Annotated in this window: 14 protein-coding genes; 9 read left to right on the top strand and 5 right to left on the bottom strand. The window is 69.1% G+C overall.

The features are described from left to right. Nucleotides 1-9 precede the first annotated feature (9 nt). Together CDO46_RS24725 and CDO46_RS24720 are read left to right on the top strand one after the other, a co-directional pair. Complete coding sequence (locus CDO46_RS24725) at nt 10-891, top strand: amidohydrolase (RefSeq protein WP_087841227.1); 882 nt, start codon at nt 10-12, stop codon at nt 889-891. 41 nt (nt 892-932) lie between these two features. Next, the gene (locus CDO46_RS24720) at nt 933-1,895 is read left to right on the top strand and encodes a tripartite tricarboxylate transporter substrate binding protein (RefSeq protein ID WP_087841226.1); all 963 of its coding nucleotides are present in this window, start codon (nt 933-935) and stop codon (nt 1,893-1,895) included. 25 nt (nt 1,896-1,920) lie between these two features. Here the strand turns inward: CDO46_RS24720 and CDO46_RS24715 are convergent, their stop codons facing one another. Further along, nucleotides 1,921-2,775, bottom strand: a complete 855-nt coding sequence (locus CDO46_RS24715; protein WP_087841225.1) for a 3-keto-5-aminohexanoate cleavage protein — start codon at nt 2,773-2,775, stop codon at nt 1,921-1,923. Nucleotides 2,776-2,786: 11 nt separating this feature from the next. Continuing rightward, the gene (gor, locus tag CDO46_RS24710; RefSeq protein ID WP_087841224.1) at nt 2,787-4,142 is read right to left on the bottom strand and encodes a glutathione-disulfide reductase; all 1,356 of its coding nucleotides are present in this window, start codon (nt 4,140-4,142) and stop codon (nt 2,787-2,789) included. Between the two features lie 75 nt (nt 4,143-4,217). Between gor and CDO46_RS24705 the strand changes: the two genes are divergently transcribed. From CDO46_RS24705 to CDO46_RS24690, 4 genes are all read left to right on the top strand, one after another. Beyond that, nucleotides 4,218-4,850, top strand: a complete 633-nt coding sequence (locus tag CDO46_RS24705) for a bifunctional 2-polyprenyl-6-hydroxyphenol methylase/3-demethylubiquinol 3-O-methyltransferase UbiG (protein ID WP_087841223.1) — start codon at nt 4,218-4,220, stop codon at nt 4,848-4,850. Nucleotides 4,851-4,904: 54 nt separating this feature from the next. Continuing rightward, entirely contained in the window at nt 4,905-6,005 is a 1,101-nt protein-coding gene (locus tag CDO46_RS24700; RefSeq protein WP_243724619.1) for a class I SAM-dependent methyltransferase, read from the top strand. 35 nt (nt 6,006-6,040) lie between these two features. Beyond that, nucleotides 6,041-6,343, top strand: a complete 303-nt coding sequence (locus tag CDO46_RS24695; protein ID WP_087841222.1) for a Dabb family protein — start codon at nt 6,041-6,043, stop codon at nt 6,341-6,343. Nucleotides 6,344-6,618: 275 nt separating this feature from the next. Further along, a complete protein-coding gene (locus CDO46_RS24690) occupies nt 6,619-7,803 on the top strand; it encodes a vWA domain-containing protein (protein ID WP_087841221.1) in 1,185 nt (394 codons plus the stop codon). Nucleotides 7,804-7,956: 153 nt separating this feature from the next. Here CDO46_RS24690 and CDO46_RS24685 read toward each other — a convergent pair whose 3' ends face one another. Continuing rightward, nucleotides 7,957-8,784, bottom strand: coding sequence for an IclR family transcriptional regulator (locus CDO46_RS24685; RefSeq protein WP_087841220.1), 828 nt, complete (start codon nt 8,782-8,784; stop codon nt 7,957-7,959). Between the two features lie 137 nt (nt 8,785-8,921). Between CDO46_RS24685 and hmgA the strand changes: the two genes are divergently transcribed. Genes hmgA through CDO46_RS24670 form a run of 3 tightly spaced genes read left to right on the top strand, consistent with a single transcriptional unit; the run spans nt 8,922 to nt 12,533 of the window. Continuing rightward, nucleotides 8,922-10,253, top strand: a complete 1,332-nt coding sequence (gene hmgA / locus CDO46_RS24680; protein WP_087841219.1) for a homogentisate 1,2-dioxygenase — start codon at nt 8,922-8,924, stop codon at nt 10,251-10,253. Then, nucleotides 10,250-11,539, top strand: a complete 1,290-nt coding sequence (fahA, locus tag CDO46_RS24675) for a fumarylacetoacetase (protein ID WP_087841218.1) — start codon at nt 10,250-10,252, stop codon at nt 11,537-11,539. The genes hmgA and fahA overlap by 4 nt, the downstream gene beginning before the upstream one ends. Nucleotides 11,540-11,558: 19 nt before the next feature. After that, nucleotides 11,559-12,533: a tripartite tricarboxylate transporter substrate binding protein gene (locus CDO46_RS24670; protein ID WP_087841217.1), complete on the top strand. Its 975-nt coding sequence runs from the start codon at nt 11,559-11,561 to the stop codon at nt 12,531-12,533. 110 nt (nt 12,534-12,643) lie between these two features. Here CDO46_RS24670 and CDO46_RS24665 read toward each other — a convergent pair whose 3' ends face one another. Then, entirely contained in the window at nt 12,644-14,224 is a 1,581-nt protein-coding gene (locus tag CDO46_RS24665; RefSeq protein ID WP_087841216.1) for a sulfatase, read from the bottom strand. Between the two features lie 32 nt (nt 14,225-14,256). After that, nucleotides 14,257-15,228 carry a tripartite tricarboxylate transporter substrate binding protein gene (locus CDO46_RS24660; protein WP_243724610.1) on the bottom strand — a complete coding sequence of 324 codons (972 nt, stop codon included), beginning with the start codon at nt 15,226-15,228 and terminating at the stop codon, nt 14,257-14,259. Between the last annotated feature and the right edge of the window lie 24 nt (nt 15,229-15,252).

The following is a 15,252-nucleotide window of genomic DNA, read 5'->3' as shown; positions in this document are numbered from 1 at the left end:
GAACCCGCCATGCAAGCCTGCCCCGGCCCGGACCGCGATACCCGCGCGCCCGCCTTCGCCGTGCCCCCCGGCTCCTGCGACTGCCACGCCCATATCTTCGGTCCCCGGGACCGCTTCCCGTTCTCGCCCGACCGCAGCTATACGCCGGAAGACTGCTCGGCCGACCAGTACCGCGACATGCTGGCCACGCTGGGATTCGACCGCGGCGTGCTGGTCCAGGGCGGCGCCCACGGCACGGACAACGCCGCGATGCTGGACGCCATGGAACGGCTCGGCCCCCGCATCAAGGGCATCGCCGTGCTGCCGCCCGGCACGCCGCTGCGCGAGCGCGAGGCGCTGCATGCGCGGGGCGTACGCGGCTTCCGGATGTCGACCGTGGTCTCCGGCGGCGTAGGCTTCGACCAGTTGGAAGCCCTGGCCGCCGAGGCCGACGAAATGGGCTGGCACCTGCTGCTGCACTTTCACCGTTCCGAGGAACTGGTGGCTGTCGCCGACCGGCTGCGCGGGCTGCGTTGCCACTACGTGCTGGATCACCTGGCGCGCATCCGCGCGGACGAGGGGCTGGATTCGGCGTCCTTCGCGACGGTGATGTCGCTGCTGGACACCGACCGCTGCTGGATCAAGCTGGCCAGCCTGTATCGATTGTCCAGCCAGCCCTACCCGCACGCCGACATGCTGCCGATGATCCACCGCGTGGTGGCCGCGCGCCCCGATCGCATGATCTGGGGCAGCAACTGGCCCCATCCCATCCATACCGGCCCGATGCCCAACGACGGCGACCTGGTCGACCTCATCCCGCTCTGGGTACCCGACGCGGCCGACCGCCACCGGATGCTCGTCGACAACCCGCAGGCGCTGTACGGCTTCGAGCCTGTGCCGCGGCAGGCGTGATCCGCGCCCCTTCCCCACCATAAATATCCAGGAGACCCCCCATGCCCTTGAACCCGCGCTTCCTGCTGGCCGCGGCCATGCTTGCCGCCGGCGCGTCCGCCCACGCCGCCTATCCCGAAAAACCCATCACCTTCGTCGTTCCCTTCCCGCCGGGCGGCACGACGGACATCATCGCCCGGTCGCTGGCGGCGCGCCTGGGAACGGAACTCAAGCAGACGGTGGTCGTCGAGAACCGTCCCGGCGCCGGCGGCAACATCGGCGCGCAGGCCGTCGCACGCGCCCAGCCCGACGGCTACACGCTGCTGCTGTCCACCGCCGGCCCGCTCAGCATCAACCAGCACCTGTACAAGAACCCCGGCTACGACCCGGCCACCAGCTTCGCGCCGGTCGCCCTGGTGGCCGCGGTGCCCATCATGCTGGTGGCCAATCCGTCCGCGCCGTTCAAGACGGTGGCCGAACTGGTGGACTACGCGCGCAAGCACCCGGGCAAGCTGTCGTACGGCTCGCAGGGCAACGGCACCACCAGCCATCTCACGATGGAACTCCTGAAGACCCAGGCGGGCATCGGCATCCAGCACATTCCCTATCGCGGCAGCGCGCCGGCGGCGACCGACCTCATGGGGGGCGTGGTGCAGGTGATGTTCGACAATTCCCCCAGCACGCTGCCCTTCGTCAAGGGCGGCAAGATGCGGGCGCTGGGTGTCGCTTCGCCCAGGCGCGTGAAGGGCATGGAGGACATCCCCACCGTGGCCGAGACGCTGCCGGGCTTTGCCTCCGAAGCGTGGTTCGGCCTGGTCGCCCCGGCCTCGACGCCGGCCGCCACGGTGGACACGCTGAACAAGGCCGTCAACAAGATCCTGTCCAGCGCCGACTACAAGCAGGAACTGGCGGCCTCGGGCACCGAGCCGCTAGGCGGCACGCCGGCGGACTTCGCCAAGTACCGCAGCGCCGAAGCGGCCAAGTGGGGAGAAATCGTGCGGGCCGCGGACATCCGCCTGGATTGATCCGGCGGATGCGGCGGGCGCGAGCCTAGCGCTCGTCGCCCAGGAACAGCGCGCGCACCTGGTCCGCGGTCGCCATCCTGCGCCCCAGCGCACCGGCGACCTCGGCCACCTGCCGCACCAGCGCGGCGTTGTCGCCGGCGACGGATCCATCGCGCAAGTACAGGTTGTTCTCGAACCCCACGCGCGCATGCCCGCCCAGCGCGGCCGCCGCCGCCGCGCAGGCGTGCTCGTGGCGGCCGAACGCGCACATGGCCCATGGATGGGCATGGTCGTAGGCGGCCAGGAAAGGCAGCAGGTCGGACGGCGACGAGGTCTGGCCGGCGCTGTAGCGCCCCAGCACGAACAGCACGAACCACGGCGCGTCGGGCACCACGCCCTGGCGGCGGTAGTCCATCCAGCGTTCGACGTCGCCGGTGTCGTACAGGATGACCTGGGTCATGACCCTTTCCCGGGCCAGCCAGGAAAACAGCGAGGCGACGCGGGCATCGGCCTGCGGGCCCAGCGCGATCTCGCGCAGCCCCACGGACACGGCCTCGGGCTTGACGGCCATCACCGAGGCGACCTGTTCGTCGGGAGCGTACACGCCCGCGGCTTCTGTGGTGATCTGCACCACCAGTTCGTTGCCCACGGCCTGGCGCACGGCGCGCGTGGCGGCCAGGTAGGCCTCGGGCTCCAGGCTGTGCGACTGGTCGGCCTTGCGCACGTGCATGTGCAGCATGGCCGCGCCGGCGTCCAGGCAGCGCTTGGCGGTCTCGGCCAGTTGGCCGGGGGTGACCGGCACCGCGGCGTGGTCGGCGGTCTTCTTGTAGGCCCCGTTGGGCGCCACGGTGACGATCAGCGGGGCATCCAGGCTGGACGGGGCGGAAGCGGGCATGTTCATTTTTCCTTCTCTCAGGCGCCGACCGGCTCGCGCATGGTGACGAACTCCTCGGCCGCCGTCGGGTGCAGGCCTATGGTCTGGTCGAACTGCCGCTTGGTCGCGCCGCATTTCATCGCGATGGCCAGGCCCTGGATGATTTCGGGGCCATCGGGGCCGACCATGTGGCAGCCCACCACCCGGTCGCTGGCGTCGTCCACGACCAGCTTCATCATGGTCTGTTCGTCGCGGCCCGACAGCGTGTTCTTCATCGGCCGGAAGCGCGAACGATAGACGCGGACCTTGCCGTAGCGCTTGCGGGCATCTTCTTCGGACAGGCCGACCGTGGCCACCGGCGGCTGGCTGAATACGGCCGCGGGCACGTTCTCGGCATCGGCCTGCATGGGATTGTCGTTGTACAGCGTCTCGGCCAGGGCCCGCCCTTCGGCGATGGCCCAGGGCGTCAGGTTCAGGCGGTCGGTAACGTCGCCGACGGCGTAGATGCTGGGCACGCTGGTGCGCGACTGGCCGTCCACCTTGATCTCGCCGCGCTCGCCCAGCGCCACGCCGCAGGCCTCCAGCCCCAGGCCGCGGGTATTGGGCGCGCGGCCCGTGGCCATCATCGCCTGGTCGACCATCAAGATCTCGCCATCGTCGATCTGCACGGCGATGCGGCCGTCGCGCCGCGCCATTCCCACCACGCGGGTGTGCGGCCGGATGACGACGCCGCGCCGCTGCAGCCCTTCGGCCACGCTCTGGCGGATGTCCTGGTCGAATCCGCCCAGCACCTGGTCACGCCGGATGGCCAGGGTCACGCGCGCGCCGGCGCCGCGGAAGATGCCCGCGAATTCCAGCGCGATATAGCCGCCGCCCACGATCAGCACGTCATCCGGAAGCTTGTCCAGCGACAGCGCCTCGTTCGAGGTGATCGCCAGTTCGATGCCGGGGATGTCGGGCAGCACGGGATGGCCGCCGGTGGCGATCATGATGCGCTCGGCCGTATGGCGCTTGCCGGCGACCTCGACCGTATGCGGGTCCACCACTACGGCCCGGCCTTCGATCAGCGTCACGCCGGCCTGGTCCAGCATCCGGCGGTAGATGCCTTCCAGGCGATCGATCTCGCGGTTCTTGGCGGCCACCAGGGCGCCCCAGTCCAGGCTCGCGTCCGGGACGCTCCAGCCGTAGCCGGCCGCGTCCTGGAAGGCATCGGCGAACTGCGAGCCGTACATCAGCAGTTTCTTGGGCACGCAGCCGCGGATGACGCAGGTCCCGCCCACCCGGCCGTCCTCGCAGATCGCCACGCGGGCGCCGTACGACGCGGCCCGGCGCGAACCGGCCACGCCGCCCGAACCGGCGCCAATGGTGATAAGGTCGTAGTCGAACGCAGGCATCAGGCAGGTCTCCGCGACAAGATCGTATACGTAGGCCCTGGATCATAACCCGCACGGCCCACGCCGCCGAACCCCATGACCGACCCCCACCGAGACATTTCCGCCCCCACGCTGGACTACTACGAACGGAACGCCGCCGCCTTCTGGGAGGGCACGCGCGACCACGACGTCGGGCAGAACATCGACGCGCTGCTGCGGCACCTCGCCGCGCCCCCGCCCCTGGCCATCCTGGACTTCGGGTGCGGGCCGGGCCGCGACCTGAAAACCTTCCGCGAGCGCGGCCACGAGGCCGTGGGCCTGGACGGCTCGCCGTCCTTCGCCGCCATGGCGCGCTCGCACAGCGGCTGCGAGGTATGGTGCCAGGACTTCCTGGCGCTGGACCTGCCCGCCGGCCGCTTCGACGGCATCTTCGCCAACGCCTCGATGTTCCACATCCCCAGCCAGGACCTGCCGCGCGTGCTGGCGGCGCTGCGCGGCACGCTCAAGCCCGGCGGCGTGCTGTTCTGCTCCAACCCGCGCGGCAACAACGAGGAAGGCTGGAACCGGGGCCGCTACGGCGTCTACCACGACCTGGAGCAATGGCGCCGCTACCTGGACGCCGCCGGCTTCGACGAACTCGAACATTATTACCGGCCCGCCGGCCTGCCCCGCGCCCAGCAACCCTGGCTCGCCACGGTCTGGCGGCGCCGGGCCGCGCCGATGGAGTAGACTCGGCCCCCTTCGCCCTTGCCTTTTCCCGCCGTGACGACTGCCGACGACATCCTGCACTGGAACGATCCCGAACCCCGCGAGGCGGCATGGCTGTCGGCCGGGGGGCATCCTCCTCCCCGGCGCGTCGCGGCCGCCGACGACCGCATGCCGGCCGACCAGGCATACCGCCTGGCCTGCGAAGGCACGGCGCTGTTGTGGCGGGGCGACTTCCAGAACGCCCGCCTGTTGCTGCAGGCCATGGCGCGGCGAGCGGACCGCCGGCCGTTCAAGCCGGGCGCGACCATCACCCAGACCTTCCATCTGTACCGGCAGGCCCAGTTGCAACGGGCACGTGCGCTGGGCATGCTGCTGGTACCCCTGGACGCGGATTTCGGCATTCCGCTGCGGCGGGCGCCCGACGTGCGGCAGGCCTGCCGGGAAGCCTACGGCGAGATCGGCCGCGACGCCGTGGTCTCGCTGCGTGAATTGCAGGGCGTGGTCGGCGCCCACGAATGGCGCAAGAAAGGCGTGCCCGTGGCGGCGCTCGGCGCCCGCATCCATCCGCATCACGGAGTCTTCTCGCCGATACGCGGCGAATACGTGGATCTGGTGGCCCAGGCGCCGCTGCCCGGCCAGGACACCGCCTTCGACATCGGCACCGGCACCGGCGTCCTGGCCGCCGTGCTGGCCCGGCGCGGCGTGCGCCGCATCGTGGCGACCGACGCCGATCCCCGCGCGCTGGCCTGCGCGCACGAAAACATCGACCGGCTCGGCGTGGCGGACCGTGTCCGCGTCGAAGCGGCCGATCTCTTTCCCCCGGGCCGCGCGCAACTCATCGTCTGCAACCCTCCCTGGGTGCCCGGCCCCGCGCACGCAGGCCTGGACCGCGCGGTCTTCGACCCCGACAGCCGCATGCTGCGCGGCTTCCTGGCCGGGCTGGCCGCACATCTGGCACCGCAAGGCGAAGGCTGGCTGATCCTGTCGGACCTGGCCGAACACCTGGGCCTGCGCTCCCGGGACGAACTGCTGTCCCTGGTGGAGAACGCCGGCCTGCGGGTGATCGACCGGATCGAGACCCGCCCCCGCCATCCCAAGGTCCGGGACGGGAACGACCCGCTGCACGCGGCCCGGGCCGCCGAAACCACGGCGCTGTGGCGGCTCGCGGCGCGCTAGACGAACCACTTCCACGCACGCACCAAGGAGCTTCCATGATCAAGCACATCGCCATGTGGCGCTTGAAACTCGAGGAAGGCGAGACCCGCGAATCGGTCTTCGCCATCATCCGCGAAACCATCGCGGCACAGCGCGGACGCATCCCGGGCCTGCTGGAATCCGAGGCGGGCCTGAACTTCAGCACGTCCAGCAAGGCGCTGGACGTCGTGGTCTACACGGTATTCACCGACCGCGACGCACTGCAGGCCTATCACGCCCATCCGGTCCACATGGAAACGCGCGCCAGGATGGATCGCTATCTCAGCTCCGGCTGCATGGTCGACTACGAAATCGCCTGATTCCCTCGCCGCGCCCACGCCCGAGGCGCGGCTCCCCTCCCCCTTTCGGCCTAGTTCCGGCCCGCCGTTTGCCATATTCAGCGGCCTGCGGTTCCTCCCTACCATCCCCTGCACGAACCCCTGATCCGATTCGGACCGCGGTTCAACACCAGTCCGCGTCGCACGGCCCACCCTCTTTCACCAGGATGGTCCGCGCGCCGCGCATTCATGGCATGCGCCCCCAGGGGGGGACGTCAGGGAGCACGATGATGAAACTGTTTTCCAGGAATGGATTGATGGCGCTGCTGGTCGCGGGATTCCTCGCGGGCTGCGGCGGAGACGGGGCGGTCACCTCGAGCGGCGGAGGCGACCCGGGCACCCCGCCGCCGCCCGACCCCTACGCCGACAGCACCGCCAAGCCGCCCGCGCCGATCACCGATCCCACCATCACGGCGGCCGGGTCCGTCGCCGCTAGGACCGATGGCAGCGGCCTGTTCGACATCAACATCGCGGGTTTCGCCGCGCCGACCGCCACGACCTTGTCGGCCCGGCAGTTGTCCATGCGCTCCGGTCCCAACAAGTTTGCGGCCACCCGCGCGAACCTGACGCGCGCGGGCGTTCCCGACCTGGAAGCGGATGACTTCGTCGTGGTGGAGAACGGCATCGTCAAGGGCCACACCGTGCGCCGCATCGGCGAGGATTCGACGCGAGCCAAGGCGGACGTGGTGTTCGTGTTCGACACGACGGGCAGCATGAGCGGCGCCCTCAAGAGCGTGCAGACGTCCATCATCGAGTTCGCCGACTTTCTCGGCAAGAGCGGCCTGGACGTCCAGCTGGGCGCGGTCACCTTCGGCGATGCGTTCGACACCAAGACCACCGGCTCCCCGCGCCTCGGCACGGGCAGCACCCAGCCGCCGGCCTTCGACCCGAGCGAACGCCAGGTCTTCGCGCCCACCACCGATTTCGCCAAGTTCAAGCAGTTCATCACCGAGGAAACCGCGACGGGGGGCGGCGACGGCCCCGAGAACGGAGTCGGCGCACTGCAGTTCGCCTACGACAAGACGCCCTGGCGTACCGGCGCACAACGCGTGCTGATCGTGGTCACCGATGTGGTATCGCACAACGGATCGACCTATTCCGAGGCCAGCATCAGCGGTCGCTGGATCCCTCCTCTGGCGGCCGATCTCATCACCAAGCTCAAGGGCAAGGCTGTCGTGCACGTGGTATCGCCGGCGATCGACAATCCGCGGCAGCACACCGACATGAAGGTTTTCGCGGGCGCCGCGGGCACCGGCGGAGCCTACTTCGAATGGGACGAAAAGGAATTCAGCCTGATCGACCTGCCCATCGCCGAAGTCGCGGCCGGCGGCTACATCGTCACCTATCGCGGCAAGGCGGACGGCAAGCCCAAGACCGTACGCGTGGTCATCAACAACGGCACGGACATCCGCGGGGAGATCACGCTTACGGCGGAGTATTGAGCCTCGGGGGGTCTTGAAGAGCGGAAATATTCGCAGATTCAGATTGATCACGAACCCGCGATATTGGGGATGGTACGGAGTTCGCGCCATCCTTCGCCAGGGTCATACTGGTGTTGGGTGCAGTCATTTGCCGCTCTGTCGAGCGGCTTTTTCTTATGAGGACCTGGCGGCGCCCGGGTAACCCAGGCGATGGGACAGGGTTGCGGCGGCCTGGCGGACCGCGGTGGCTATGGGGCCGGCGGGGTCGGAATCGAAGCGGGCGCTGTTGCCCAGGGCGGTGATGGCCAGCACCATGCGCGAGTCGTAGTCGAAGACGGGGGAGCTGACCGAGTCCACGCCGGGCAGGACGTCGCCGGTGACTCGGCCCAGGTGCAGCGCGCGCACGCCGTCCAGCAGTTCCGCGACTTCCCGGTCGTCCGAGGGGTATGCGCCCTCGGCCGCCCGCTCCTTCAGCTCTTCCTCGACCAGCGACGCTGTCAGCGGCGGCTCCATGAAGGCGGCGAACACCCGCCCGGTGGCCGACGACAGCAACGGCAGGACCGACCCGGGGCGCACGTTCACCATGACCGGCCGGGGCGAGTCGCGCCACTGCACCACGGTGGGCCCGCGGTTGCCCCAGACCGCCGCCAGCACGGTCTCGCCCAGCGCGTTGCTGAGCTCGTCCAGCAGCGGCGTGACCAGCCGGACGGCGTCCAGGGAGGCCAGGCTGGCCAGGCCGATGCGCAGCGCGCCGCGCCCCAGGCTGTAGCGCCCCTGCGGATCCTGCTCCACGTAGCCGCGCTTGACGAAGCTGGCCAGGTAGCGATGCACCTTGGCCGGATGCATGCCGGCCGCCAGGGCGACTTCCTTGAGCATCATGGGGCGAACGACGTCGGCGAAGGCGTCGAGCACCGTCAGGCCGGTTTCCAGCGCCTGCACTCCGCTGCCCGCGCGCGCGGGCGCCTCGTCCTCGCCCGCGTCCGTTCTTTCCTTGGTGGCCACGCCGCCCTCGCACGATTACGTTTAACGTAATCCTAGCACGCATGACGTAATTACTTGACGCCGCAGCCAACAAAAATTACGCTTAACGTAAACGTATTACTTTCAACGTAAATCCCGCTCCCCTACCGAAGACGACCATGACCACGCCTGCCCACCCCGCCGAAACCGCCGCCAGCACCGGCTACATGTCGGGCTTCGGCAATGAGTTCGCCACCGAAGCCCTGCCAGGCGCCCTGCCCGTGGGACGCAACTCCCCGCAACGCGCCCCTTACGGACTGTATGCCGAGCAATTGTCCGGCACGGCCTTCACCGCGCCGCGCAGCCACAATCGCCGGTCGTGGCTGTACCGGATACGTCCCGCCGCGGTGCACCTGCCCTTCGAACCCATGGAAAGCCCGCGCCTGGTGAGCGATTTCAGCCAGGTACCGCCGACTTCGCCCAACCAGTTGCGTTGGGATCCTCTGCCCATGCCGCAGGCGCCGACCGATTTCGTCGACGGCTGGATCACCATGGCGGGCAACGGTTCGGCCGACGCCATGCAGGGCTGCGCCATCCACCTTTACGCCGCCAACCGCTCCATGCGGGACCGCTATTTCTACAGCGCCGACGGCGAACTGCTGATCGTGCCGCAGCAAGGCCGCCTGCGCATCGCCACCGAGCTGGGCGTGATCGACCTCGAACCGCAGGAGATCGCGGTCGTGCCGCGCGGCTGCCGCTTCCAGGTGTCGCTGCCCGACGGCGAGGCACGCGGCTACATCTGCGAAAACTTCGGCGCACTGCTGCGCCTGCCGGACCTGGGGGTGATCGGCTCCAACGGCCTCGCCAACCCGCGCGACTTCCTGACGCCCCGCGCCGGCTATGAAGACCGCGAAGGCCGCTTCGAGCTGGTGGCCAAGTTCGGCGGCCGCCTCTGGCGCGCCGACATCGGCCATTCGCCGCTGGACGTCGTGGCCTGGCACGGCAACTACGCCCCCTACAAGTACGACCTGCGGCGCTTCAACACCATAGGCTCGATCAGCTACGACCATCCCGATCCGTCCATCTTCCTGGTGCTGCACGCCCCCAGCGACACCCCGGGCGTGGACTCGCTGGATTTCGTCATCTTCCCGCCGCGCTGGCTGGCGGCCGAGGACACCTTCCGCCCGCCCTGGTTCCACCGCAACGTGGCCAGCGAATTCATGGGCCTGGTGCACGGCGCCTACGATGCCAAGGCCGAGGGCTTCGTGCCGGGCGGCGCCAGCCTGCACAACTGCATGACGGGCCACGGCCCCGACGGCGACACCTTCGAGAAAGCCTCGCGCGCGGACACCTCCCGGCCGCACAAGGTCGGCGATACGATGGCGTTCATGTTCGAGACCCGCCACGTCATCAAGCCCACCCGCTACGCGCTGGACACGGCCCAATTGCAAAGCCAGTACTTCCAGTGCTGGCAGAACCTGACCAAGCATTTTTCCCCGGAGACCCGATGAACTCCGCCGATCCCACGATCGCCCCCGGCCTGAAAAGCTGGGTCGAGTCGGCCAATGCCGCCGACAGCCACTTCCCCATCCAGAACCTGCCCTACGGCGTATTCAAGCCGTCCGCGGACGCCGACGCCCGGGTGGGCGTGGCCATCGGCGACCAGATCCTGGACCTGGCCCGCCTCGAACAGACCGGCCTGCTGCGCACGCCCCGCCCCCTGTTCGCCGCGGGCAGCCTGAACGCCTTCATGGCCGCCGGCCGGGACACCTGGCGCAGCGTGCGCGGCCAGGTCAGCACGCTGCTGGCCGCCGATACCGCCACCCTGCGCGACGACGCCGCGGCGCGCGCCCGGGCGCTGGTGCCGCAGGCAGGCGCCACGTTGCTGCTGCCGGTCGAGATCCCCGGCTATACCGACTTCTATTCCTCGAAGGAACACGCGACCAACGTCGGCGCCCTGTTCCGCGATCCCAAGAACGCGCTGCTGCCGAACTGGCTGGAGATCCCCATCGGCTACAACGGCCGCGCCTCGTCGGTGGTCGTCAGCGGCACGCCCGTGCGGCGTCCCAACGGGCAGATCAAGCTTCCCGACCAGGAAAGGCCGGTGTTTTCGCCCTGCCTGAAGCTGGACTTCGAACTGGAGACCGGCTTCTTCGTCGGCGTGCCCAACGGCATGGCCGAACCGGTGTCCAGCGACGAGGCCGAATCGCGCATCTTCGGCATGGTCCTGCTGAACGACTGGAGCGCCCGCGACATCCAGGCCTGGGAATACGTGCCGCTGGGCCCCTTCAACGCCAAGGGCTTCGCCACCACCATCTCGCCCTGGGTAGTCACGATGGACGCCCTGGCCCCCTTCCGCACCCGGCAGCCCCGCCAGGAACCTGAACCCCTGCCCTACCTGCGCCACGACGGCCAGCACGCCTTCGACATCCACCTGGAAGTCTCGCTGCGCCCGCAAGGCCGGGAACAGGCCGCCACCCTCGCCGCCACCAACTTCAAGTACATGTACTGGACGATGGCTCAGCAACTGGCGCACCATACGGTGTCCGGCTGCAACACCCGGGTGGGGGACCTGATGGGATCCGGCACGATCAGCGGGCCCGACGCCGGCTCGTACGGGTCGCTGCTGGAACTTACCGTCAACGGCAAGCATCCGGTGGACATCGGCGGGGCGACCCGCGCCTTCATCGAGGACGGCGATGAAGTCATCCTGACCGGCTGGTGCCAGGGCGACGGCTACCGCGTAGGCTTCGGCTCGTGCGCCGGCACCATCCTGCCCGCTTTGCCCCAAGCATGACAATTCCAAGGAGACAAGCATGAAAAATACGTGGACGACGGCACTGGCGGCTTCGACGCTGGTCCTCTGGACCGGCGCGGCCGCGGCGGCCGACGCCTATCCCTCCAAGCCCGTCCGTTGGATCGTTCCCTACGCGGTGGGCGGCGGCTCCGACTTCCTGGCCCGCACCATCGGCGCCCAGTTGTCCGAGATCATCAAGCAGCCCGTCGTGGTCGACAACAAGCCCGGCGGCAACACGGCCATCGGCGCGGTCGAGACGGCGCGCGCCGCGCCCGACGGCTACACGGTGCTGTCGGCCGACAACGGCACGCTGGTGTTCAACCCCGCCCTGTACAAGAACCTGAGCTACAACCCCACGCGCGACCTGGCGCCCGTCACGCTCATGGGCAAGTTCCCCATGATCCTGATCGTGGGGCCGAACACCGAGTTCAAGGACGCCAAGGATTTCATCGCCAAGGTCAAGAGCCAGCCTGGCAAGTACAGCTACGCCTCGGCCGGCGCGGGCAGCCCGCACCACCTGGCCATGGAGCTCTTGAAGGAACGCACCGGCATGCGCATGCTGCACATCGCCTATCGCGGCGCCGCGCCCGCGCTGGTCGACGTGGCGGGCGGCCAGTTGCCGGCCATGATGACCGACCTCGCCGCCGGCAACGCCTTCATCAAGGGCCACAAGGTCCGTCCGCTGGCCGTGGCCAACCCCACGCGCCTGCCGCAGTTGCCCGACGTGCCTACCTTCGCGGAACTGGGCATCCAGGGCGTGGAAGCCTCGGCCCAGGTCGGCATGGTCGCCCCCGCGAACACACCGCCCGAGGTCATCGCCACGCTGCAGAAACAAGTCACCGCCGCCATCAAGACCCCGGCCGTGAACAAGAAGCTGGTCGAGTTCGGCATCGAGCCCGTCGGCAGCACGCCCCAGGAATACGCCGCCCTGGTCAAGAGCGAAAGCGACCTCTGGCAAAAACTGATCCGCGACCTCAAGATTACCCTGGACTGATCCCCCCCTACGCGCTTACGCGCGCCCCCCAGGGGGCGGCACTGGCGGACCGGCAAAGCCGGATCCGCGGTGCCCTGGGTCGGGGACGCGTCAGTTCCTGACGGAGGTCTCTACGCTAGCGCGTCGGGATAGGGACTGGTGTCAATGTGATGGAGCATGTCGCGCGCCAGGGCCTGCATCATGTCGGCCTTCACGCCCGCGTACCCGGCATCGTCCCACAGGTTCCTGGCCTCGATGGGATCCCGTTCCAGGTCGTACAGCTCGCCCCACTCGGCGCCGTCGTAGATCGTCAGGCGATAGCGGTCCGAACGCAGGGTACGGCAGCGGATGCGGGCATCGAAGCCCAGGATGACGCGCTGGCCCTCTTCCTCGATCATCAGGTGTTCGCGCACGCGCTCGGCCTTGTCGGCCATGACGTCCAGCAGGCTCTTGCCCTGGATGCCATTGAAGCCGGCCACGCCCGCGCGCGCCAGGATCGTGGGCGCGACGTCGATGGTGCTGGCCAGTGCGCTGCCGGCGCCCCGCACCGGCTGCCGCGGGTCATGCCAGATGAACGGCACCCGCACCAGGCCGCGATAGTGGATGGGGCCCTTCAGCATCAACTGGTGGTCGCCCAGATAGTCGCCGTGGTCGCTGGTGAAGATCACCACCGTGTCGTTCTCCAGCCCCAGCCGCTTCAGCGCCGCCAGTACCCGGCCGATCTGGTGGTCGATGTTGGTGATCGACCCGTAGTTCAGCGCCAGCGCCTCCTTGGCCTCGCGTTCGGTGCAGGCGAAGATGGCGGGCGTATGCTTGACCGCCTTGCCGCTGTCGCGCTGCCGGTACAGCCATTCGACGTGGGGCAGCGGCGCCTCGCCGGTGTGGAAGGACGGCGGCAGCTTCATTTCGTCGGGGTCGTACATGTCCCAGTACTTGCCCGGCGGCGTGAAGGGATGGTGGGGATCGGGGAACGAGCACTGGATGAAGAACGGCTGGCCGCCGGCGCGCTCCAGGCGCTCGATGGTGCGGTCGGCGATGTAGGCGCTGGGATAGAGCTCCTCGGGCACCGCCGTGCGCCAGGCCTGGCCGAACGAGGTCAGCACGTAGTCCGGCGCGGGCGTGGCGGCCTTCGGCCCGATCAGGGCCTCCACCTCGGGATGGTGCCGGCGCAGCCATTGGCGGTAGTGGCCGTGGACGGAGTCGCTGTGATCGTCCACCAGGTCCACGTCCTCGAAGCCGTAGAACGGATAGTCGAGGTCGTAGCCCTCCTGGGTCAGCCACTTGTTGCGGTTCTCCTGGTCGTAGCGCCCGGGCCCGCGCACCTTCGCCTCGCGCGCCAGCCGGTCGGCGGGATTGGGCGGCCACGGCGGCGGATTGTCCGTCATGTTCTGGAAATGCGCCTTGCCCACCAGCGAGGTGCGGTAGCCGGCCTGGCGCAGCACGTCCACGAAGGTGGCCGATTGCAGGTCGAGCGGAATGCCGTTGTGGCGCGCGCCATGGGCCGAGGGGTAGCGCCCGGTCAGCAGGCTGGCGCGGTTGGGCATGCAGATGGGCGTGGCGACGTGCATCTCGTCGCCGCGCCAGCCGGCGGCGGCCAGCGCGTCCAGGTTGGGCGTGGCGACGACACGGTTGCCATAGGCGCCCAAATGGTCGGCGCGATGCTGGTCGGTGATGAACAACAGGAAATTGACGGGGCGTTGCGATTGCGGCATCGGGGATTCCATCGAAGCGTAGTCGGCCGGGCTCATTCGGCGGTGGCGCCGGAAATCTGCACCGCCCGCTTCCACTTGGGCATGTCGGCGGCGATCTGGCGGCCCATGTCGGCCGGGCTCATCGGGCGGGGCACCATGCCCAGCTCGGCCATGGTCTGCGCGAAACCCGGCTTGTCCAGTGCCTTGCGCACGTCGGCATTGATCCGGTCGACCACGGCGGCGGGCGTGCCGGCCGGCGCCGTCAAGCCCATCCACGAGGTCACGGACACCTCCGGCGCCACGTCCTTGAACAGCGGCACGCCGGGCAGCGTGGGGAACGGCTCGGGGTTGGCCACGGCCAGCACGCGCACCGCGCCCGACTTGATGAACGGCGCCGCGGGCGCGATGCCGCCCATCATCAGCGGCACGTGTCCGGCCGCCAGGTCGGCCATGGCGGGACCGGCACCCTTGTAGCCCACGTGCACCACGTCCAGGTGGGCGGCCGCCTTCAGCAGTTCCATGCCCATGTGATGGACCGTGCCCGACCCGGGCGAGGCATAGCTGTACTTGCCGGGCGTCTTGCGGATCAGTGCCACCGCTTCCTGGAACGTCGTCGCCGGGAACGACCGGTGCGCCAGCAGCACCACGACGTTGTCGGCCACCATCGCCACCGGCGCGAAGTCCTTGACCGGGTCGTAGGGCAGTTGCTTGAACAGAAAGCTGTTCACGTCATGCGTGTTCGAGGTCGCCATCAGCAGCGTGTAGCCGTCGGGCGCGGATTTGGCCACCGCCTCGGAGGCGATCAGGCCGGAGGCGCCGGGCTTGTTCTCGACGATGACGGTATAGCCCTGCTGCTCGGACATCACGCGCGCCAGTTGCCGCGTCATCACATCCACGGCACCGCCCGGGGCGAAAGGCACGACGATGCGCACGGGACGGGACGGAAAGGCCGCCGGCTGCGCGGCGGCGGTCGCGGCCACGGCGAATGTGGCACAGGCCGCGACGAGGATACGGGTCGCACCCATGTTGTCTCCTTGCATGATGGATTT

It is taken from the genome of Pigmentiphaga sp. NML030171 (genome assembly GCF_002188635.1).
Lineage (GTDB): Bacteria > Pseudomonadota > Gammaproteobacteria > Burkholderiales > Burkholderiaceae_B > Pigmentiphaga > Pigmentiphaga daeguensis.
Note: the sequence above shows the minus strand (reverse complement) of the source record. Positions and strands in the feature narration are given on the sequence as shown.